Source organism: Stenotrophomonas sp. PvP093 (assembly GCF_017876915.1).
Lineage (GTDB): Bacteria > Pseudomonadota > Gammaproteobacteria > Xanthomonadales > Xanthomonadaceae > Stenotrophomonas > Stenotrophomonas muris.
In genome coordinates this window covers 3,047,545-3,068,591 of the sequence record NZ_JAGIOX010000004.1, presented here as the reverse complement: position 1 = coordinate 3,068,591, position 21,047 = coordinate 3,047,545, and the positions used below count along the sequence as shown (strand labels likewise).

Annotated in this window: 23 protein-coding genes; 17 read left to right on the top strand and 6 right to left on the bottom strand. The window is 66.8% G+C overall.

All coding sequences use genetic code 11. From position 1 onward, the window contains the following. Window positions 1-58: 58 nt before the first annotated feature. On the bottom strand, window positions 59-718 hold the full coding sequence (locus tag J3A72_RS16815; protein WP_014646689.1) for an exopolysaccharide biosynthesis protein: 660 nt from the start codon (window positions 716-718) through the stop codon (window positions 59-61). Then, on the bottom strand, window positions 702-2,006 hold the full coding sequence (locus J3A72_RS16810) for a hemolysin family protein (protein ID WP_032959200.1): 1,305 nt from the start codon (window positions 2,004-2,006) through the stop codon (window positions 702-704). The genes J3A72_RS16815 and J3A72_RS16810 overlap by 17 nt, the downstream gene beginning before the upstream one ends. Before the next feature lie 292 nt (window positions 2,007-2,298). Here J3A72_RS16810 and J3A72_RS16805 point away from each other — a divergent pair, with 292 nt between their 5' ends. Further along, window positions 2,299-2,925 (top strand): DUF47 family protein, encoded by a 627-nt coding sequence (locus J3A72_RS16805; protein WP_004152833.1) that lies wholly within the window; start codon window positions 2,299-2,301, stop codon window positions 2,923-2,925. Between the two features lie 13 nt (window positions 2,926-2,938). Continuing rightward, window positions 2,939-4,060: an inorganic phosphate transporter gene (locus J3A72_RS16800; RefSeq protein WP_014646691.1), complete on the top strand. Its 1,122-nt coding sequence runs from the start codon at window positions 2,939-2,941 to the stop codon at window positions 4,058-4,060. A gap of 264 nt (window positions 4,061-4,324) precedes the next feature. On the opposite strand, the gene J3A72_RS16795 is transcribed toward J3A72_RS16800, so the two are convergent. The 3 genes from J3A72_RS16795 to parE all read right to left on the bottom strand — a co-directional run bounded on the left by J3A72_RS16795 (window position 4,325) and on the right by parE (window position 8,593). Then, on the bottom strand, window positions 4,325-5,821 hold the full coding sequence (locus J3A72_RS16795) for a S10 family peptidase (RefSeq protein ID WP_014646692.1): 1,497 nt from the start codon (window positions 5,819-5,821) through the stop codon (window positions 4,325-4,327). A gap of 110 nt (window positions 5,822-5,931) precedes the next feature. Then, window positions 5,932-6,510, bottom strand: a complete 579-nt coding sequence (locus J3A72_RS16790; RefSeq protein ID WP_046429987.1) for a GNAT family protein — start codon at window positions 6,508-6,510, stop codon at window positions 5,932-5,934. Between the two features lie 193 nt (window positions 6,511-6,703). Next, window positions 6,704-8,593, bottom strand: coding sequence for a DNA topoisomerase IV subunit B (parE, locus tag J3A72_RS16785; RefSeq protein WP_032959196.1), 1,890 nt, complete (start codon window positions 8,591-8,593; stop codon window positions 6,704-6,706). A gap of 171 nt (window positions 8,594-8,764) precedes the next feature. Here parE and J3A72_RS16780 point away from each other — a divergent pair, with 171 nt between their 5' ends. From J3A72_RS16780 to truD, 10 genes are all read left to right on the top strand, one after another. After that, window positions 8,765-8,965: a hypothetical protein gene (locus J3A72_RS16780; RefSeq protein WP_209572054.1), complete on the top strand. Its 201-nt coding sequence runs from the start codon at window positions 8,765-8,767 to the stop codon at window positions 8,963-8,965. A gap of 433 nt (window positions 8,966-9,398) precedes the next feature. Next, window positions 9,399-11,063, top strand: coding sequence for a CTP synthase (locus J3A72_RS16775; RefSeq protein ID WP_014646697.1), 1,665 nt, complete (start codon window positions 9,399-9,401; stop codon window positions 11,061-11,063). A gap of 89 nt (window positions 11,064-11,152) precedes the next feature. Continuing rightward, window positions 11,153-11,983: a 3-deoxy-8-phosphooctulonate synthase gene (gene kdsA, locus J3A72_RS16770; RefSeq protein WP_014036736.1), complete on the top strand. Its 831-nt coding sequence runs from the start codon at window positions 11,153-11,155 to the stop codon at window positions 11,981-11,983. Continuing rightward, window positions 11,980-12,327 carry a hypothetical protein gene (locus J3A72_RS16765; protein ID WP_075076284.1) on the top strand — a complete coding sequence of 116 codons (348 nt, stop codon included), beginning with the start codon at window positions 11,980-11,982 and terminating at the stop codon, window positions 12,325-12,327. The genes kdsA and J3A72_RS16765 overlap by 4 nt, the downstream gene beginning before the upstream one ends. Then, a complete protein-coding gene (locus tag J3A72_RS16760) occupies window positions 12,327-12,656 on the top strand; it encodes a hypothetical protein (RefSeq protein ID WP_049442298.1) in 330 nt (109 codons plus the stop codon). Before J3A72_RS16765 ends, J3A72_RS16760 begins: the two co-directional genes overlap by 1 nt. Window positions 12,657-12,752: 96 nt before the next feature. Further along, entirely contained in the window at window positions 12,753-14,045 is a 1,293-nt protein-coding gene (eno, locus tag J3A72_RS16755) for a phosphopyruvate hydratase (protein WP_014646700.1), read from the top strand. A gap of 4 nt (window positions 14,046-14,049) precedes the next feature. Then, window positions 14,050-14,403: a cell division protein FtsB gene (gene ftsB / locus J3A72_RS16750; RefSeq protein ID WP_053494900.1), complete on the top strand. Its 354-nt coding sequence runs from the start codon at window positions 14,050-14,052 to the stop codon at window positions 14,401-14,403. After that, window positions 14,400-15,098: a 2-C-methyl-D-erythritol 4-phosphate cytidylyltransferase gene (gene ispD / locus J3A72_RS16745; protein WP_053494899.1), complete on the top strand. Its 699-nt coding sequence runs from the start codon at window positions 14,400-14,402 to the stop codon at window positions 15,096-15,098. Before ftsB ends, ispD begins: the two co-directional genes overlap by 4 nt. Before the next feature lie 34 nt (window positions 15,099-15,132). Continuing rightward, complete coding sequence (ispF, locus tag J3A72_RS16740; RefSeq protein WP_014646702.1) at window positions 15,133-15,630, top strand: 2-C-methyl-D-erythritol 2,4-cyclodiphosphate synthase; 498 nt, start codon at window positions 15,133-15,135, stop codon at window positions 15,628-15,630. After that, the gene (gene truD, locus J3A72_RS16735; protein ID WP_075076283.1) at window positions 15,627-16,658 is read left to right on the top strand and encodes a tRNA pseudouridine(13) synthase TruD; all 1,032 of its coding nucleotides are present in this window, start codon (window positions 15,627-15,629) and stop codon (window positions 16,656-16,658) included. The genes ispF and truD overlap by 4 nt, the downstream gene beginning before the upstream one ends. A gap of 70 nt (window positions 16,659-16,728) precedes the next feature. Here the strand turns inward: truD and J3A72_RS16730 are convergent, their stop codons facing one another. After that, entirely contained in the window at window positions 16,729-17,268 is a 540-nt protein-coding gene (locus J3A72_RS16730) for a Smr/MutS family protein (RefSeq protein WP_032959185.1), read from the bottom strand. A 209-nt stretch (window positions 17,269-17,477) separates the two neighbouring features. Between J3A72_RS16730 and surE the strand changes: the two genes are divergently transcribed. From surE to J3A72_RS16705, 5 genes are all read left to right on the top strand, one after another. Continuing rightward, entirely contained in the window at window positions 17,478-18,257 is a 780-nt protein-coding gene (surE, locus tag J3A72_RS16725) for a 5'/3'-nucleotidase SurE (RefSeq protein WP_032959183.1), read from the top strand. Continuing rightward, on the top strand, window positions 18,254-18,931 hold the full coding sequence (locus J3A72_RS16720) for a protein-L-isoaspartate(D-aspartate) O-methyltransferase (RefSeq protein WP_010485977.1): 678 nt from the start codon (window positions 18,254-18,256) through the stop codon (window positions 18,929-18,931). The genes surE and J3A72_RS16720 overlap by 4 nt, the downstream gene beginning before the upstream one ends. An 18-nt stretch (window positions 18,932-18,949) precedes the next feature. Next, the gene (locus J3A72_RS16715) at window positions 18,950-19,564 is read left to right on the top strand and encodes a YqaA family protein (RefSeq protein ID WP_014646707.1); all 615 of its coding nucleotides are present in this window, start codon (window positions 18,950-18,952) and stop codon (window positions 19,562-19,564) included. Next, on the top strand, window positions 19,561-20,346 hold the full coding sequence (locus J3A72_RS16710) for a peptidoglycan DD-metalloendopeptidase family protein (RefSeq protein ID WP_046429908.1): 786 nt from the start codon (window positions 19,561-19,563) through the stop codon (window positions 20,344-20,346). Before J3A72_RS16715 ends, J3A72_RS16710 begins: the two co-directional genes overlap by 4 nt. A 190-nt stretch (window positions 20,347-20,536) precedes the next feature. Beyond that, window positions 20,537-21,025: a hypothetical protein gene (locus tag J3A72_RS16705; protein WP_075076282.1), complete on the top strand. Its 489-nt coding sequence runs from the start codon at window positions 20,537-20,539 to the stop codon at window positions 21,023-21,025. Window positions 21,026-21,047: the final 22 nt, after the last annotated feature.

The window sequence follows — 21,047 nt, the reverse complement described above, 5'->3', positions numbered from 1 at the left end:
GGCCGGCAGACCTGGAAACGTGGCAGCCGGCCAGCGGCCGGCTCTACCGGATTCCGGCTCAGAACCAGCGCTGGAACAGGTCCACCGTGTAACCCACCAGCTGTCCCGAACTGAAGCCGAAGAACGCGATCGCCGCCAACGCGGCGATCCAGTTGAACAGCATCAGCGCGCCATCGCGTTCCAGCAGCGCCAGCGAGAACAGCAGCAGCTGGAAGCCGAACAGGAAATTGGTGAAGGGGATCGGCAACGACAGCAGCAGGCCCAGCAGCACCAGCAGCAGGCCGCTGAAGGCGTGGGCGGGGAGGGGTGTCAACAGCTGCGGCAGGCGTGGCCTCAGCATCCTGTCCAGGCGCCGCAGTGGGCGGTCGATGCGGTCCAGGAAACGGTGCATGGTGCCGCGCTTGGGTCCGCGGCGGGCAATGAAGCCGGGCAGCCACGGCCGGCGCAGGCAGAACAGCATCTGCAGGCCGATCAGGATCACCAGTGGGCCGCTGACCGCGCCGCCCATGCCCGGGATCGGGATGAACGAAGGCAGGATCGCCACGAACAGGAACACGCCGAACGCGCTCTGCTGCAGGTTGCTCAGGATCTGGCCGAGCGGCATGTGCTCGGCCGGGTCGCCGGAAGCGAACATCTCCAGCAGGGTGCGGATGCCCTCGTTGCGGTAGGCCGGGCGCTCGGCGCCTGGACCCTGGCCGGCCTCAGGCGGTGAGCTCATCGGCCTGCTCGTCGGACAGCGTGCGCAGCAGCAGCTTGTCCACCCGCGCACCGTCCAGGTCGACCACTTCGAAGCGCCAGCCGGCCCAGTCGAAGTACTCGCCTGCGTGCGGGATGCGGCCGAAGTAGTGGATGCACATGCCGGCCAGGGTGTAGTAATCGCCGTCCTCGGCATCGGGCAGCTCGTTGCTGCCGATCAGTTCGCGCAGGTCTTCGATCGGCAGCGAGCCGTCCACCAGCAGCGAACCGTCCTCGCGGGTCACCACCAGCGCGTCTTCATCGGCATTCTCCACCGCCTGCAGGCGGCCGACCACGGCGCCCATCAAGTCGCTGATGGTCACCAGGCCCTGGATCTCGCCGTACTCGTCAACCACCAGCGCCATCGACTGCTGTTCCTCGCGGAAGATCTCCAGCAGCTTCATCGCGTGGGTCGATTCGGACACGTAGAGCGGTTCGCGCAGGGTCTGGAACAGCGCGTTGTCGCCGCGCGCCATGCGCGTGGCCAGCGATTTCAGTTCAAGTACGCCGACCACGTCCATGTCGTTGTCGCGGTACACCGGGTACCGCGAGAACTCGTGCTCGGCCATGATTTCCAGGTTGCGCTCCAGCCCGGCCTGGGTGTCCAGCCAGGCAATGCGGTTGCGCGGGGTCATCAGGCTGTCGGCGGTGCGGTCGCCCAGGCGCATGACGCGGTTCATCATGTCACGCTCGTGGGCGTCGATCACACCGGCTTCGTGGCTCTCGGCCACCAGCATGCGGATCTCTTCTTCAGTCACCGAGGCGACTTCATCCTTGCCCAGGCCGAACAGGCGCAGCACCAGCTGGGTGGTCTTGGACAGCAGCCAGACGAAGGGCAGGGCCAGCTTGGCCAGCCAGCTCATCGGCATCGCGACCAGGCCGGCAATGGCCTCCGAGCGGGTCAGCGCCAGGCGCTTGGGCACCAGTTCGCCGAAGATCAGCGTGATGAAGGTGATCAGGCTGACGGCCAGCGCGGTACCGATGTTGCCCGCGTACGCAAACCCCGGCATCAGCCCCTGGATCCAGCCGGCGAAGGCCTCGCCCAGCGCCTCACCGCCGAGGTAGCCGGTCAGCACGCCGATCACGGTGATGCCGATCTGCACGGTGGACAGGAAGCTCTCCGGCTTCTCGGACAGCTCCAGTGCCTTGGCCGCGCGCTTGGAGGTGGCAGCCATCTGCTTCAGGCGGCTCTTGCGCGAGGTCATGACCGACATCTCGGACATGGCGAAGAAGCCGTTCAGCAGAACAAGCGCGAAGACAATCAGGATCATTTCAAACACGGGCGTCGTCCCCGGTTGGTGGCAGGGAGGGCGGGTGCTGGCGATGGCGGCAGGCGCTCAGGAACGGGGTCCGGCGCGGCGCAGGGGGATAAGGGTCGTCGTCCATAAGGTGCGCCCGAAGGCGCGCTGGCATCTTAGCAAAGGGGCATGGCAGGGTGGCAACCGCCTGTTCAGGTTGGGAGTTCCAAGGCCTCGAAAGGGGGCGGGGATACCCGTGATGGTCATCTAGCCGTCATAATTCCGTCTGGTGCCGTCCTTCCCGCGACGGCTGACAGGTTTCTCAATGTTCTCTCTGCAGACCATTTTCGGTTCCGGCAAACAGTTCTACACCCTGCTCGATGAGGCTGCCGTCGCGGCTTCCGACGCCGCCAAGGCGCTGCATTCCATGCTGCGCGAGGCCGACCGCCAGCCCGCGCTGGACGCCTTCAAGCTGGCCCGCCTGCGCGAACGCGCGGCCTCGGACAAGATCAGCCAGGCGCTGGTGGACAGCTTCATGACCCCGATCGAGCGCGAAGACATCGAAGCGCTGGGCTCGGCGCTGTACAAGATTCCCAAGCAGATCGAGAAGTTCGCCGATCGCTATTCGCTGGCCACGACGCACCTGGAGCACATCGACTTCGCGCCGCGCGCGGCGATGCTCGAACAGGCCGCCGGCGTGGTGGTGGAGATGGTGGCCGATCTGCGCCACATGAACCTGGACCGGATGACCGCGCTCAACGAGAAGCTGCGCTCGCTGGAGAACGAGGCCGACCGCCTGATGCTCGAGCTGTACCGCGACATCTATTCGGGCCGCCTGGACAACCTGCAGATGTTCCTGCTGAAGGAATTCTTCGAGATCCTGGAAAAGGCCATCGACCGCTGCCGCGAGGCTGGCGTGGTGGCGTACCAGATCGTGTTGAAGAACAGCTGACGGACGCCGCCGCATGTTGACCCTTGTCCTGGTGGTGATCCTGGCCGCGCTCGTCTTCGAGTTCATCAACGGCTTCCACGACACTGCCAACTCCATTGCCACCGTGGTGGCGACCAAGGTGCTCTCGCCCGGCTGGGCGGTGATGCTGGCCGCCTTCATGAACCTCATCGGTGCACTGACCGGTACCGCGGTGGCGCTGACCATCGCCTCGGGCCTGCTCAACACCAACGTGGTCGAGGTCACCCCGCAGGTGATCCTGTGCGCCCTGCTGGGCGGCATCATCTGGAACCTGATCACCTGGTGGAAGGGCCTGCCGTCCTCGTCCTCGCACGCCCTGATCGGTGGCCTCTGCGGCGCCGGCCTGGCTGCCGCCCACAACAACTGGGACGCGCTGATCTGGTCCGAGCGCCTGGGCAGCTGGGCGCAGAACAAGGGCCTGCTGTGGAAGGTGTTCGTGCCGATGATCACCTCGCCGATCGCCGGCTTCCTGCTCGGCATCGTGGTGATGGTGCTGCTGTGGGCGCTGATCGCCGGCCTGGCCAAGATCGGTGGTGCCATCGGCCGCCTGGCCCGTCCGCGCATCGTCAACGCCTTCTTCGGCAAGGCGCAGATCGCCTCGGCGGCCTACATGGGCTTCGCCCACGGCCACAACGACGCGCAGAAGACCATGGGCATCATCGCCATGACCCTGATCGGTGCCGAAGCCACCGGCGCATTGAACGACCTGCCGTCCTGGCTGGCCTTCATGCACCCGGACGCGCATGCCGGTGACGGCATCGCGATGTGGATCGTGCTGACCTGCGCGGTGGTGATGGCGGCCGGTACCGCTTCGGGCGGCTGGAAGATCATCAAGACCCTGGGCCACAAGATGGTCAAGCTGCACCCGATCCACGGCTTCGCCGCGGAGACCAGCTCGGCCACCATCCTGACCCTGGCGGCCCACTTCGGCATGCCGGTCTCGACCACGCACAGCATCTCCACCGCGATCATGGGCGTCGGCTTCGCCAAGAACCCGCGCTCGCTGAAGTTCGGCGTGATCGAGCGCATCGTCTGGGCCTGGATCCTGACCATCCCGGCGGCCGGTGGCTGTGCGTACCTGATCCTGAAGCTGTTCGAGCTGTTCGGCTGGACCTGATCGCCACGCCAAGGTTGTAAACGAAAAGCCCGCCATATCAGGCGGGCTTTTTCATGGGCAAGAATTTTTCCGCACCCACCGTGTCGACCAAGGTCGACACCTACCAGAGCAGAACCAGGGTCAGGGCCCGTTGCCAAGCAACGGGATCCGCCCCGTGCCGACCAACGGTCGGCACCCACCAACAGCCCTCAGGAAGCCAGCTTTTGCAGTTGCCGTTGCCGTGGCTGTCAGCGGGTGCCGGGCCGCAGGCCCGGCCAAACCCCTTCAATTACGCTGGAACAACGCCTGTACATCCTTGCGGAACGCCGCCTGGCTGTCCGCCCGGCTGTAGAACATGTGCCCGCCCGGATAACTGCGCACCTGCACCCGGTCCGGATTGCTGCCCATCGTCGGCATCTGGTCCACGGTCAGGATCGAGCCCATGAACGGGCACGACAGGTCGTTCCAGCCATGCACGATCAGCACCTGCAGATGCGGGTCGATCGCCACCGCCTGGCGCAGCTGGGTCACCGCACCCTGGCGCAGTTCGCCATTGCGGTCCCACAGCCGGTTCACGTCGTAGTTCAGCGCCTGGTAGCGCGCATCTACTTTCCAGCCGACCACGCGCGTCACGAAGTCGACCATCGCCGTGGTGGTCGGCGCGATGATGCTGTCCAGCAGTGGGTCGTTGGCGCGCTGCTCCGGATCATTCGGGAACGGATCGAACGCGGTCACGTTGGAGTCGTAACGGCTGCCCAGCGTGCCCTTGTCGCGGAACACTTCACGCAGGTAGGCCTGGGTCTCCAGGCGCCCGCCAGCGCGGCGCACGAACTGCGGGTCCAGTCCGGTCAGCGCGGTGACCCGGCGCAGCATGGCCTCCGTAGCCTGCGGATCGCTGCGGCCCTTCATCAACGCGGTGGCGTAATCGCCACGGGTGTACTCCACCACCTCGCGCATCGCCGCATCGGTCAGCTTGCCCTGGCGCTCCAGGTGCGCCGCGGCGATCGACGGCAGCGTCTGCATCCACGCCATCGGCGAGACATCGGCGTTGTCTTCCAGGGTCGGGCTCAGGTAGGGCGAGACCAGCACCAGTCCGTTCATCGCCACGCCCAGCCGGGTCTGCAGGAAGTGGGTGATGCGCGGGCCGCGGTAGCCACCGTAGCTCTCGCCGGTCAGGTACTTGCGCGAGGCCATGCGCTGGTTGCGCAGCAGCCAGTCGTAGATCGAGCGCGACAGGTATTCGACGTCGGCACTGGGGTTGTAGAGCGCTTTCTTGGCTTCATCGTCGCCGATCCGCGCGCGGCTGAAGCCGGTACCGACCGGATCGATGAACACCAGATCGGTGAAGTCCAGCCAGGTGCCCGGGTTGTCGTGCAGGGTGGCCGGCGCCGATGCGCTGTCACCCTCGGAGCCGAAGGTCACCACCTTGGGCCCGATCGCGCCCATGTTGAGGTACACCGACGACGCACCGGGGCCGCCATTGAGCGCGAAGGTCACCGGCCGGTCCTTGCCCGGCATCGTGTAGGCGGTGAACACCACATCGGCGATCACCTTGCCCTTGGCATCGCGTACCGGCAGGGTGCCGACGGTGGCGGTGTAGTCCAGGGTGCGGCCGGCCAGGCGCATGCTCTGGCGGGCCGAGGCGTCGGCGGGCAGCGCAGGCGCTTCGGTCTTGTCGTCTTTCGGGTCGGGCTTGCCCTCGGCGTCGGGCGCGGCCAGCACGCTGGCAGGGGCGATGAGCAGGCCGACGCAGAGCGCGGCAGTGTGCAGCAGGGACTTCATGGCACCGGTTCGGCAGCGGAAGGGGGTTCCGATGCTAGGCCGGTGGCGGGCCATGCCGTATGTGTCCAAAGGCATGGCCGTGCGTTGAGCCCGCTACTGGCCAGATTGGGTCAAGCGGGGAGGGTGGCTGCGGCGTCGTCATCGGCCAGCAGGCCGTAGACGGCCGAGTCGGCCAGCTGCCCCTGGATGCGCCAGCGCTGGCGCAGCACCCCCTCGCGGTGGAAGCCCAGGCGATCCAGCACGTGCGCGGACGGCGCATTGCGCGGGTCGATCTCGGCTTCCACCCGATGCAGGTGCAGGGTGCGGAACAGGTAGGCCAGTACCTGTTGCAGGGCCTCGTGCATATAGCCCTGGCCCTGGCGATCGGGTGCCAGCAGGTAGCCGATCTCGGCGCGCGCCGCATCGCGGTCCACCGCGAATACCACGCAGATGCCCAGCAGCGGACCTTCCAGCGACTCGCGCACGGCCAGCTTCAGCTGGGTGCCGATGGCATGGGCGGCGAGGTCATCGTCGATCTGCTCGCGCGCTTCGGCCAGTCGCGTCCAGGCTGGATGGTTCCACCATCGCATGACATCCGGGTTGGACTGCAGCGTGAACAGCGCGGCGGCGTCGTCACGACGGATCGGGCTCAGGACCAGCCGTGCACTGTGCAGCGGCAGGCCGGGGAACAGCAGCGAGTGGCTGGCCAATACGATGGTCCACACGGGTGGACGCGCATTATGGCGCTGCCGGGTTTGCCGATGGGGGCGTAATGCCGAGGGCGCATGAACCGGTAGTGCCGGCCGCTGGCCGGCAGTCGAGGTTGCCGGCCAGCGGCCGGCACTACCGGGCAACCGGGTCAGAGCCCTTTGCCAGGCAAAGGGATCCGACCCCGTGCCGGGATCAGACCTCCAGCGAGGCCAGATCGCCCTTCGACTCCAGCCAGCCCTTGCGGTCGGACGCGCGCTTCTTGGCCAGCAGCATGTCCATCAGCGAACGGGTCTGCTCGCCATCGTCCACGGTCAGTTGCACCAGGCGGCGCGTATCCGGATGGATGGTCGACTCGCGCAGCTGGTTCGGGTTCATCTCGCCCAGGCCCTTGAAGCGGGTGACGTTGACTGCGCCCTTGATCTTCTCGCGCTCGATCTTGTCCAGCATCGAACGCTTCTCTTCCTCATCCAGGGCGTAGAACACCTGCTTGCCCACGTCGATGCGGAACAGCGGCGGCATTGCCACGAACACGTGGCCGGCATCGACCAGCGCCGGGAAATGCCTGAGGAACAGCGCGGTCAGCAGGGTGGCGATATGCAGGCCATCGGAGTCCGCGTCGGCCAGGATCACCACCTTGCCGTAGCGCAGGCCGGTGATGTCGTCCTTGCCGGGGTCGCAGCCGATGGCCACGGCCAGGTTGTGCACTTCTTCGGAGGCCAGCACGCTGTTGGACGACACTTCCCAGGTGTTGAGGATCTTGCCGCGCAGCGGCAGGATCGCCTGGAAATCCTTGTCGCGCGCCTGCTTGGCGCTGCCGCCTGCCGAGTCACCTTCCACCAGGAACAGCTCGGTGCGCGACAGGTCCTGGCTGATGCAGTCGGCCAGCTTGCCGGGCAGGGCCGGGCCCTGCGTGACCTTCTTGCGGACGACCAGCTTCTCGGTCTTCAGGCGCGCACTGGCGCGCTCGATGGCGATCTGCGCGATCTTCTCGCCCAGCTCCACGTTCTGGTTCAGCAACAGGCTGAACGCATCGTGCGCGGCGCCCTCTACAAAGCCGGCGGCCTGGCGCGAGGACAGGCGTTCCTTGGTCTGGCCGCTGAACTGCGGGTCGGTCATCTTCAGCGACAGCACGAACGACACCCGGTCCCACACGTCTTCCGGGGCCAGCTTGACGCCGCGTGGCAGCAGGTTGCGGAAGTCGCAGAACTCGCGCAGCGCCTCGGTCAGGCCGGTACGCAGGCCGTTGACGTGGGTGCCATGCTGGGCGGTCGGAATCAGGTTGACATAGCTTTCCTGGACCAGCTCACCTTCCGGCAGCCAGGCCACGGCCCAGTCCACCACCTCGGTGTCCTTCTTGAGGTTGCCGACGAACAGGTCGGCCGGCAGCGATTCGCGCTCGCCCAGTTCCAGCTTCAGGTAGTCGCGCAGGCCGTCTTCGTAGTACCAGGTATCGACTTCACCGGTGGCTTCGTCGGTCAGCTTGACGGTCAGGCCCGGGCACAGCACGGCCTTGGCGCGCAGCAGGTGCTTCAGCGCGCGCACCGCGAACTTGGGCGTGTCGAAGTACTTCGGGTCCGGCCAGAAGCGCACGCGGGTACCGGTGTTCTTCTTGCCGACGGTGCCGACCACCTCCAGCGGCGTGGCGCGGTCGCCATTGCGGAAGGTGATGCGGTGTTCGGCACCTTCGCGCTTGATGTGCACCTCCACCAGGGTCGACAGCGCGTTGACCACGCTGACGCCGACGCCATGCAGGCCGCCGGAGAAGGTGTAGTTGTTGTTGCTGAACTTGCCGCCTGCATGCAGGCGGGTGAGGATCAGTTCGACGCCCGGGATCTTCTCTTCCGGATGGATGTCCACCGGCATGCCGCGGCCGTCATCGCTGACCTCCACGCTGCCGTCCTTGTACAGGGTGATCTCGATCGAGCGGGCATGGCCGGCGAGGGCCTCGTCCACCGAGTTGTCGATCACTTCCTGCGCCAGGTGGTTCGGGCGCGCGGTGTCGGTATACATGCCGGGACGGCGCTTGACCGGGTCAAGGCCGGACAGGACTTCAATATCGGCGGCGTTATAGCGGGCGTTCATCTATCTTCTAAAGCGCGGAGCGACGCGCAAGTGTGCGGTCTGGACGGCGATTTTGCACGCCTGCGGTTCAGCCTCGGCGACGGGGAGGGGGTAAAATGGCAGCCGCTGGAATCTGAACGCCGGCGGCCCCATCGGGTCGAAACATCCAAGCCATACCGCGAGGAGGACCTCATGAAGAAGTTGCTGACCGTTGCAATCCTGGCCGCTGCCGCCGTTGCAGTGCCGCTGGTGGTGGCGCAGAACGCGGGCCAGCCGGCCCCGCAGCAGGGTGACCAGGCCGACAAGGCGCAGGCCGAGGCCGATGCCAAGGCCAAGCGTCGTGCCCAGGCCAATGCCGAAATGAAGGCGCAGGGCCAGCCGGCCCCGCAGTAGGAAGAAGAGGAAGAAGCGCGCAAGAAGCGCTGATCCCGCAACCTGCCAAGCGCCCTTGCGACAAGGGGTGCGCAACGGAACGCCCCGCTCAGCGGGGCGTTTCTTTTTAGGAACGTGGCGTCTGCCCCTTGGGTTGGCGGCCATCAATCTGTAAACTATGGCTTTCCGGGAGTAAGTGCGTGTCCACCCTTTGCGAATGGGCTGGAGCGGCCAAGCGTGGCTTCCAGCATGGCGGGTCGCAGGTGACGGTCGATTTGGCCGGCACGGCCGCCCCGACCTCGCACGATGGTCCCCGTCCGGCGCCTGCCGCCGCACGGATCCGCACCTCCCTCGCTGTCCCAGCGAACCGGAAAACCCCCTCCGAGCACCATGCCCGCCCTACGGGTGCGCGTGGTGTTGCCGTTTTCCATTTCCAGACAGGATGCTTGCAGCCATGACTCCCTTGATTTTCGTAACCGGCGGCGTGGTGTCCTCGCTCGGCAAAGGCATTGCCGCCGCGTCGCTGGCCGCCATTCTCGAAGCCCGTGGCCTGAAGGTCACGATGATGAAGCTCGACCCGTACATCAACGTCGACCCGGGCACCATGAGCCCGTTCCAGCACGGTGAGGTGTATGTCACCGACGACGGCGCCGAGACCGACCTCGACCTGGGCCACTACGAGCGCTTCGTGCGCACCCGCCTGAGCCGCAAGAACTCGGTCACCACCGGCCGCATCTACGAGAACGTGATCCGCAAGGAGCGCCGCGGCGACTACCTGGGCGCGACCGTGCAGGTCATTCCGCACATCACCGACGAGATCCGTCGCTGCATCGACGAAGCTACCGAAGGCTACGACGTGGCGCTGGTCGAGATCGGTGGCACCGTCGGCGACATCGAGTCGCTGCCGTTCCTGGAAGCGATCCGCCAGGTGCGCACCGAGCGTGGCCCGGAGAAGGCGCTGTTCATGCACCTCACCCTGGTGCCGTACATCGGCGCCGCCGGTGAGCTGAAGACCAAGCCGACCCAGCATTCGGTGAAGGAACTGCGTTCGATCGGCATCCAGCCGGACGTGCTGCTGTGCCGTTCCGAGCAGGCCGTGCCGGATTCGGAGCGCCGCAAGATCGCCCAGTTCACCAACGTCTCCGAGCGCGCAGTGATCAGCGTGCCGGACGTGGACGTGCTGTATCGCATTCCGTCGGGCCTGCACGCGCAGGGCCTGGACGAGATCGTGGTCAACCAGCTGAAGCTGGCCGACAAGGCCGGTCCGGTCGATCTGTCGATGTGGGAGGACGCAGTCGATGCGACCCTGCATCCGCTGGATGAAGTGACCATCGCCGTGGTCGGCAAGTACGTGGATCACCAGGATGCCTACAAGTCGGTCGGCGAAGCACTGAAGCACGGCGGCCTGCGCCAGCGCACCAAGGTCAACCTGAAGTGGCTGGAAGCACAGGATCTGGAAGGCACCGACATGGCCGCACTGGCCGATGTCGACGGCATCCTGGTGCCGGGTGGCTTCGGTGACCGTGGTTTCGAAGGCAAGGTGCTGACCTCGAAGTTCGCCCGCGAGCAGCACGTGCCGTACTTCGGCATCTGCTACGGCATGCAGGCGGCCGTCGTCGATTACGCGCGCAACGTGGTCGGCCTGGAAGGCGCCAACAGCACCGAGAACGACCGCCAGTCGCCGAACCCGGTGATCGGCCTGATCACCGAATGGCGCACCGCCACCGGCGATGTCGAGAAGCGTGACGACAAGAGCGACCTCGGCGGCACCATGCGCCTGGGCCTGCAGGAACAGCGCCTGAAGCCGGGCACGCTGGCCCGTGAGCTGTACGGCAAGGACGTCGTCGCCGAGCGCCACCGCCACCGCTACGAGTTCAACAACCGTTACCGCACCCAGCTGGAAGATGCCGGCCTGGTGATCGCCGGCAAGTCGATGGACGACACCCTGGTGGAAGTGGTCGAACTGCCGCGCGACGCGCATCCGTGGTTCCTGGCCTGCCAGGCGCACCCGGAATTCCTGTCCACGCCGCGTGACGGCCACCCGCTGTTCATCGGTTTCATCCGTGCCGCGCGCGAGCGCAAGGCCGGCGGCAAGCTGCTTTCCGAAGCGCGCGCCTGACTTGTGAATGGGGGCTTCGGCCCCCATCCTGCATGCTTCAACCCCCAGCGCACCGGCCCGGCCGGTGCTGCGGACAACAAGGAAACGCCATGAAACTGTGTGGATTCGAGGTCGGGCTGGACCAGCCCCTGTTCCTGATCGCCGGCCCCTGCGTGATCGAGTCGATGCAGCTGCAGCTCGATACCGCCGGCAAGCTGAAGGAAGTCACCGACAAGCTCGGCGTCAACTTCATCTTCAAGTCCAGCTTCGACAAGGCCAACCGCACCTCGGGCACCGCGTTCCGCGGCCCGGGCATGGAAGAGGGCCTGAAGGTCCTGGCCGAGGTCAAGAAGCAGATCGGCGTGCCGGTGCTGACCGACGTCCATGAGTACACCCCGATGGACGAAGTGGCCTCGGTGGTGGATGTGCTGCAGACCCCGGCGTTCCTGGTCCGCCAGACCGACTTCATCCGCAAGGTGTGCTCGGCCGGCAAGCCGGTCAACATCAAGAAGGGCCAGTTCCTGGCGCCCTGGGACATGAAGCCGGTCGTGGAGAAGGCCAAGGCCACCGGCAACGAGCAGATCATGGTCTGCGAGCGCGGTGCCAGCTTCGGCTACAACAACCTGGTCAGCGACATGCGCTCGCTGGCGGTGATGCGCGATACCGGTTGCCCGGTGGTGTTCGATGCCACCCACTCGGTGCAGTTGCCGGGCGGGCAGGGCACCAGTTCCGGTGGCCAGCGTGAGCACGTGCCGGTGCTGGCCCGTGCCGCCGTCGCGGTGGGCATCTCCGGCCTGTTCGCCGAGACCCATCCGGATCCGTCCAAGGCCCTGTCCGATGGCCCCAACGCGTGGCCGCTGGACCAGATGGAAGCGCTGCTCGAGACCCTGATGGAGCTCGACGCGGTGACCAAGAAGCACGGCTTCTCGCGCTTCGCGTGAGTCGTGACCCGAGGGTGGCGCTGGAAGCCCAGCGTCATCGCCGGCACTGGAAACAGTGGCGCTGGGGCCTGATCGCACTGGGCCTGGCCGTGCTGTTCACCGTGGGCATGTTTGGCCTGGTGCTGATCGGTGCGGCGTCGGTGCGCCCCCCGGGTGATGGCAGCAGCGCGCTTGATCTGCGTGCGTATTTCATTGCGCTGCTGGTCGCGGAGCTGCTCGGTGCCGCGGGCTGCCTCGCGGCCGCGGTGCTGGCCTGGCGGCTGAATCGCGGCAAGGTGGCGGCTGGCTTTGCGATCATCCTGCTTTCGCTGTGGCTCGGCGCCCTGTTCTACGGATTGCTTTGATGAATACGAGCACGTCGGCGCGCGGCTGGCCCTGGGGCCTGGTCGCGCTGGGGCTGTCCGTGCTCGCCTGGGCGTCCCTGCTGCTGGGAGTAATGGCCTTTGCGGCCAGCTTCGGCTCGCCGGGTGACGGAAACCATGGCATCCAGGCCATGCAGTACTGGATCGTGGCCGCGCTGGTCGCGCTGGGTGTGTCTTTCGTCGGCAGCCTGGTGGCGATGGTGCTCGCCTGGCGACGCCGTCGTGGACCCGTCGCGGCGGCGGTGGCCGGTGCGTTGCTGGTGATGCTGGTGTCGCTGGCCCTGATCGTGATCGGGTCCAGCTGGGGCTGATGCCGCCCAGGCCATTTGGCAAGTGGCGGGCAGCCGGGGATAATCACGCGGCATTCGTTTTGTCGCCCCCTCTCCAGACAGGTAACCGGCCCGACCATGAGTACGATCCGCAGCATCCACGCCCGTGAAATCCTTGACAGCCGTGGCAACCCCACGCTGGAAGCCGAAGTCATCCTGGAGGACGGTTCGTTCGGTCGTGCCGCGGTTCCCTCCGGCGCCTCGACCGGCACCAAGGAAGCGGTCGAGCTGCGTGACGGTGACAAGACCCGTTATCTGGGCAAGGGCGTGCGCAAGGCCGTCGACAACGTCAACACCACGATTGCCGCCGCGCTGAAGGGCTTTGAGGCCACCGACCAGGCCGGCCTCGACCGTCGCCTGATCGATCTGGACGGCACCGAGAACAAGGGCCGCCTGGGTGCCAACGCGCTGCTGGGTGTTTCGATGGCCGCCGCGCATGCCGCCGCTGCATCGAACAAGCAGGCACTGTGGCAGTACTTGGCCGCCAGGACCGGCGTGACCCCGGCGCTGCCGGTGCCGATGATGAACATCATCAATGGCGGCGCGCATGCCGACAACAACGTCGACTTCCAGGAGTTCATGGTGCTGCCGGTTGGCTTCACCTCGTTCTCCGAAGCGCTGCGTGCCGGTACCGAAATCTTCCATTCGCTGAAGTCGGTGCTGAAGGGCCATGGCCTGAGCACCGCGGTCGGCGACGAAGGTGGCTTCGCGCCGGACTTCCGCAGCAACGTCGAAGCGCTGGACACCATTCTCGAAGCGATCGGCAAGGCGGGCTACACCGCCGGTGAAGACGTGCTGCTGGGCCTGGACGTGGCCTCCAGCGAGTTCTTCGAGAACGGCAAGTACAACCTGGTCGGCGAGAACAAGCGCCTGACCTCCGAGCAGTTCGTCGACTTCCTCGCCGACTGGGCCGCGCAGTACCCGATCATCACGATTGAAGATGGCCTGGCCGAGAATGACTGGGCCGGCTGGAAGCTGCTGACCGACCGCATCGGCAAGAAGGTGCAGCTGGTCGGCGACGACCTGTTCGTGACCAACCCGAAGATCTTCCAGGAAGGCATCGACTCGGGCACCGCCAACGCGATCCTGATCAAGGTCAACCAGATCGGCACCCTCAGCGAAACCCTGGAAGCGATCGCCATGGCCGATCGTGCCGGCTACGCCGCCGTGGTCTCGCACCGTTCGGGCGAAACCGAAGACACCACCATCGCCGACATCGCAGTGGCCACCACCGCCACCCAGATCAAGACCGGTTCGCTGTGCCGCAGTGATCGCGTGGCCAAGTACAACCAGCTGCTGCGCATCGAGGAAGCCCTCGGCGCCGGCGCGCGTTACGCCGGTCGTGACGCGTTCGTTTCGCTGAAGCGCTGAGCCGATGCGCGACTGGCGCTGGATGCTGCTGGTGCTGGCCCTGTTGCTGGGCTGGCTGCAGTACCGCTTCTGGTTTGGTCCGGGCAATTCGGGTGAAGTGATGATGCTCGAAGCCCAGGTCGCCAACCAGGAGCGGGACAATGAGGGCCTGCAGCAGCGCAATGATGCGCTCGCTGCGGAAGTGAAGGACCTCAAGGAAGGCCAGTCCGCCATCGAGGAACGCGCGCGCAGCGAGCTGGGCATGATCAAGCCCGGCGAGAAGTTCTATCGCGTGGTCGAGGATGCGCCGGTCCACCCGGCGCAGCCTGCGGCAGGTGTCAGTGCGCAGGGTGGCGACCACCCGGCGGACGTGCCATGAGTTCGGCGATCTGGGTCGTGGTTCCGGCTGCTGGCCGTGGCACCCGCTTTGGCGCGCCGTTGCCCAAGCAGTACCTGCAGGCGGGCGGGCAGATCCTGCTCGCCCATACCCTGGACGCCCTGCTGGCGCATCCGGCCGTAGCCGGGGCAATGGTAGTGATCGGCCCGGACGACGCCGACTGGCCCGGCTGGAACGAGTGGGCGGGCAAGCCGGTGCTGACCTGCATCGGTGGCGCGACCCGTGCCGCTTCGGTGCTGGCTGGCCTGCAGGCGCTGCCGGAGACGGTGCGCGCTGATGAATTCGTGCTGGTCCACGATGCCGCGCGGCCGAACCTGTCCCTGGTCGATCTCGGCCGCCTGCTTGAAGTCGGTCGTGCCGATCCGGTCGGGGCGATCCTGGCCGCACCGGTACGCGACACCCTCAAGCGTGCGGGCGACGACGGTGGCATCGATGGCACCGAGCCGCGCGAGCGGCTGTGGCGCGCACTGACACCACAACTGTTCCGCCGCCACCAGCTCAGCCGCGCGCTGTCCGAAGCCGCCGCCGCCGGTGTTGAAGTCACCGATGAGGCCATGGCCATGGAGCGCCAGGGCCAGCGCCCGCTGCTGGTGGAAGGCAGCGAGGACAACTTCAAGGTCACCACCCCGGCCGATCTGGACCGGTTTGAATTCGTACTTTCCCGCCGCGCCGGCTGACCGTCCGCGCGGCCCTGCAGCAAGGGTTGCATCCATGAGCACCGCACCGTTCCCGCCCGTCCGCATCGGCCAGGGCTACGACGTCCATGCCTTCGGTGAAGGCGACCACATCATGCTTGGCGGAGTGAACGTGCCGCACAGCTGCGGCGTGCTTGCACACAGCGACGGCGACGTGATCCTGCACGCCCTGTGCGATGCCATGCTCGGCGCACTGGCGCTGGGCGATATCGGCCAGCATTTCCCGCCCAGTGACGACCGCTGGAAGGGGGCCGACAGCAGCGAGTTCGTGCGCCACTGCGACAGCCTGCTGCGTGAGCGCGGCTGGCGCGTCGGCAACACCGACATCACCGTGATCTGCGAGCGGCCGAAGGTCGGCCCGCATGCGCTTGCGATGCGTGAGCGCATCGGTGGGTTGCTGCAGCTGCCGCTGGACGCGGTCAGCGTCAAGGCCACCACCTCGGAGAAGCTGGGCTTCACCGGCCGTGGTGAAGGCATCGCCGCGCAGGCGGTCGTGTTGCTGGTGGCGGCATGATCCCGCTGCCGTTGGCGTTTGGTGCGCCGTTGTTGACGGCGCGCATCCGCACCACGCCGGACGATTTCCAGGTGGATGAACTGCCGGCGTTCGAGGCGAGCGGTGAAGGCGAGCATCTGCTGCTGCACATCCGCAAGCGCGGCGCCAACACCGTGCATGTGGCCAAGGTGCTGGCAAAATGGGCGGGCCTGCCGGAAATGGCGGTGAGCTACGCCGGGATGAAAGACCGCCACGCGGTCACAACCCAGCGTTTCAGCGTGCACCTGCCCAAGCGCATTGCGCCGGACCTGGCCGAGTTGGCCAGTGACGAAATCGAAGTCATCGAGGCAACCTGGCACAACCGCAAGCTGCAGCGCGGCGCACTGGCCGGCAACCGCTTCAAGCTGGTGCTGCGCGAGGTGCAGGGCGATCCCGCCGCGATCAGCGAGCGCCTGCAGCAGATTGCCGCGCGCGGCCTGCCGAACTGGTTTGGTGAACAGCGTTTCGGCCGCGACGGTGGCAACGTGCCGGCTGCACTGGCGATGTTCGGTGGCCGCCGCATGCGCAAGGACCAGCGTTCGCTGCTGCTCTCTGCAGCCCGTTCGGCGCTGTTCAACCGCGTGCTGGCCGCGCGCGTGGAGCAGGGCAGCTGGGACCAGCCGCTCGATGGCGAAGTCTGGATGCTCGATGGCAGTCGCAGCGTGTTCGGCCCCGAGCCGTACACGGATGTGCTGGCCGAGCGGCTGGCGCGTTTCGACATCCATCCCAGCGCGCCGTTGTGGGGCGAAGGCGAGCTGCGCAGCACCGACGCTGCGCGTGAGCTGGAGCTGGCCGCGCTGGACGACGACGAGTCGAAGGCACTGCGGGCCGGCCTGGAAGATGCGCGCCTGAAGCAGGAGCGCCGCGCGTTGCGCCTGCGTCCGGCGCTGCTGCAGCACCAGTGGCTGGCCGACGACGTGCTGGAACTGTCGTTCGCGTTGCCGCCAGGCTGCTACGCCACCGCCGTGCTGCACGAACTCGGCCCCGTCGAAGACGCCTCGCAGGCCTGACAGAAAAAAAGGGGACGGAGGGAATTAAGTCGTTTGTGGCACAAACGACTTAATTCCCTCCGTCCCCTTTTCAACGCCGCGCCAGCAGCACCAGTACCGCGCCGGTGCCGCCTTGTCCGGTCGGTGCCGAATGGAATGCCAGCACGTCGTTGCGCAGCCGCAGCAGGCGATCGACCAGGTTCTTCAGCACCGGTGCGCCGCCATCGGACTGCAGTCCCTTGCCGTGGATGATGCGCACGCAGCCGTACTCGTGTGCATGCGCTTCCAGCAGGAACTGGCGCAGCAGGGCTTCGGCCTGTGCGGCGGTGGCGCCGTGCAGATCCAGTTCGTCCTGCACCGAGTACTGGCCGCGCTTGAGGCGCTGGAACAGGCGTGGTGGCAGGTTGTCGCGGCGATAGCTGGCCACGTCGCCGGCTTCCAGTGGCGCACTGTCGCGCAGCAGCCGGGCGAACTCGCCGGCCGCTTCGGCCTCGTCACGTTCGGCCATGCGCGCACGCGGTTTCGGCCGGGGCGCGGCAGGTGCCGGCTCGGCATCCTTGCGCAGCGGCTTCACTTCGCCGATGGCCGCACGGAACAAGGCGGCCGGATCTTCGTCATCAGGGTGCGACATGCGCACAGGGTAAACCGCCGGCGCAGGTCTGCCTATGACGGTTCGATGTCGGCCGTGACCGCTGACAGGGTAGGACCGGCGGCCCGCATGCGGCACAATAGACGATGCCCTTGCAGGGTCGACCGCTTCCGCAGGGGAGCGCGACGGTCCCGCCCACACTGCACGGTGATGGAATCGAATTCTTGGAAAATCAAGCGGTTAAATCGAAGATGCGAATCCTGGTCAGCAATGACGATGGTGTCGACGCCGCAGGCATCCGGATGCTTGCCGCGGTCCTGCGCGAGGCCGGTCACGAAGTCACGGTGGTTGCGCCCGACCGCGATCGTTCCGGCGCCAGCAACTCGCTGACCCTGGACCTGCCGATCCGGCTCAAGCGCATCGACCATTACACCGTTTCGGTGGCCGGTACACCCACCGACTGCGTGCACCTGGCGCTGACCGGCCTGCTTGAATTCGAGCCTGACATTGTCGTGTCCGGCATCAACAACGCCGCCAATCTCGGCGACGACGTGATCTATTCCGGCACCGTCTCGGCGGCGATGGAAGGTCGCTTCCTCGGCCTGCCGGCGGTGGCGGTCTCGCTGGTCAGCCGCAACCACGATCCGAAGCACTTCGAGACCGCCGCGCGTGCTGCGGTGGAGATTGTCGCCCGGCTCAAGGCCGATCCGCTGCCGGCCGACACCATCCTCAACGTCAACGTGCCGGACCTGCCGTGGAGCGAGGTCAAGGGCTTCGAGGTCACCCGCCTCGGCAACCGCCATCGTGCCGAAGGCTGCATCGCGCAGAAGGATCCGCGCGGCAACGAGGTGTACTGGATCGGCCCTGCCGGCCGTGAGCAGGATTCCGGTCCAGGTACCGATTTCCACGCGGTGCGCACCGGCCACATCTCGATCACCCCGATCCAGGTCGACCTCACCCGCTACCAGGCGCTGGAGAAGGTCGCCAGCTGGGTCGGCGGCCTCAGCGCCGCGCTGGACCAGCCGGCATGAGCCCACGCCTGCGATTGCAGCCGGAAGCCGTCGGTATCGGCATGACCTCGCAGCGCGTGCGTGACCGCCTGGTCGATCGCCTGCGCGAAGCCGGCATCGTCGACGAGCCGACCTTGAACGCGATCCGGGTGGTGCCGCGCCATCTGTTCATCGATGAAGCCCTGGCCTCGCGTGCCTATGAAGACACCGCGCTGCCGATCGGCCATGGCCAGACCATCTCGCAGCCCTGGGTGGTTGCGCGGATGACCGAGGCAGTGCTCCAGGTCGCGCCGAAGCGGGTGCTGGAAGTCGGTACCGGTTCCGGTTACCAGGCCGCCATCCTTGGCGCGTTGGGCCTGGAGGTCTACACCGTGGAGCGCATTGGTGATCTGCTGCGCCAGGCCCGCAAGCGCTTCCGTGCGCTGGGCATGAACATCCGCACCAAGCACGACGACGGCCGCGTCGGCTGGGCCGAGCACGGCCCGTTCGATGCCATCGTGGTCACTGCGGCGGCGCCGGCACTGGTCGACGCCCTGATCGAGCAGTTGGCCGAAGGCGGCCGCCTGGTGGCGCCGGTCGGTGGCCCTGGGGCGCAGTCGCTGGTACAGCTGGACCGCAAGGCCGACGGCAGCATCGAACAACACGTGCTGGCGCCGGTCACGTTCGTGCCGCTGCTGTCTGGCATGCTCGACTAATCCACGGAGCAGGGTTGCATGAAGATTTTCGGGCCGCTGTACGAGCGGGCGATGAAGTGGGCGGCGCACGAACGCGCGCCGACCTACCTGACGGTGTTGAGCTTCTTCGAGGCGATCATCTTCCCGGTGATGCCGGAGGTGATGCTGGCGCCGATGTGCGTGGCCCAGCCCAAGCGCGGCTGGTGGTTTGCCACCCTCAGCCTGGCCGGCTCGATGGTCGGTGCGCTGGTCGGCTACGCGCTGGGTCACTACGCTTTCGAGGCGATCAAGCCGCTGTTTGAAGTGCTGGGCATGCTGCCGGCGATCGAGCAGGGCATCACCACCGTGCAGGCGAAGATGGCCGAATCGCCGTGGGCGGTGTTCACCTTCCTGGTGCTGGGCGGCTTCATGCCCATCCCGATGAAGGTCTTCACGTGGGCATCGGGTATCGTCGGCGTACCGATGCCGCAGTACCTGTTGAGCATGCTGATCGGTCGCGGCAAGCGCGTGTTCGTGCTGGCTGCGGTCATCCGTATCGGTGGTGCGCGTGCTGAAGCGGCACTGCGTCGCTGGATTGAACCGCTGGGCTGGATCGCCACCGCGTTGGTGGTGGTGCTGATCGCCTGGCTTGTATGGAGGTCGAAGTTCGCATGAGTCCTGATCGTCTGAGCAAGGGAGTGCGCATCGGCGCGCTGGCGTTGCTGGTTTCCACCCTGGCCGCCTGCGGCACCGCCACTGTGGTTCGTCCTGGTGGTGGCAGCACCGGTGGTGGCGTGACCACGCCGAAGACCTCGGTGCCCAAGCCCGGGCAGACCGTGGTGGTGCGCAAGGGCGACACCATCTATGCGCTGGCCCGCATCCATGACATCACCCCGGCCGACCTGATTGCCTGGAACAGCCTGGACAACCCCTCGACCATCCATCCGGGGCAGGTGATCCGGCTGTATCCGGCCGGTGCCAGCGGCGGCCGCGCGCCGACCACGGTGGTCACCGCGCCGCGCCCGGGCGGCAGCAGCGCCGGCAGCACGGCGCCAACTCCGGCGCCGGCCGGTCCGGTGAAGAGCAACATCGCCTGGCGCTGGCCGGCCGACGGCGCGATCGTCGGCCGCTACGTTGCCGGCGATGCGACCAAGCAGGGCGTGGACATCGCCGGTACCAGCGGCCAGCCGGTCAAGGCCACCGCCAACGGTGTGGTGGTGTACTCCGGCGCCGGCCTGGTCGGCTACGGCGAGCTGATCATCATCAAGCACAGCGACCAGTGGCTGTCGGCCTATGGCCACAACCGCAAGCGCCTGGTGAATGAAGGGCAGAGCGTGAAGGCCGGTGAGCAGATCGCCGAGATGGGCCGCACCGGTGCGAACCGCGACATGGTCCACTTCGAGATCCGCTACAACGGCAAGCCGGTCGACCCGCAGCAATACCTGCCGGCGCGCTGAGGCAGTGGGATCAGGTGGCGCCGGGCAATGCTCGGCGTTCCCGACCTGTAGCGTCGAGCCGTGCTCGACTCACTGTACGCTGGCCGCCGTGGGTGGCCGTTTGCGACCTTGAGTGGCACATCTCAAGCTTCCCCGACAAGCCAGGGAAGCGGCATGCTTCAACGGAACCAGCCTCCCGATCCGGTGCCGCATGTCTCGCCCAACAGCCCTTTTCGCGCTGCTCATCGTCGCGCCGTTGGCGACCGCCGCCAGCGATCCACGTGACGTGGTCACCCGCCTCTACGACGCCATCCAGGCGCCGCAGTCGAACGAAACGGCGATTGCTCCGCTGCTGGGTGATGCCCTCCGCTCAGCCATCGATGCGCAGCGTGCATATGAACAGGCCTGCACCGCACTGGCCGCGCCCGACGAGAAGCCGCACATGCTCGACCAGAGCCCGTATCTGCTGGCGCCGGACCGGCCGGAGACGATAACGGTGGGAGCGCCCGGATCGAGCGGTGACGCCACCTGGGTCCATGTCGACATGGCCGTGGGCGACTATCGCTGGACCGACCGGGTCCTGCTGCAGCGGCAGGGCCCGGACTGGAAGGTCACGGATATCCGCTGGGGGCAGGGTGGCAACCTGATCGGTCGGCTGCAGGCGTTCTCCGCGTTCCGCTGCACACCTTCGGGCAGCTAGTGCCCGGGCGCACCCGGCGGCT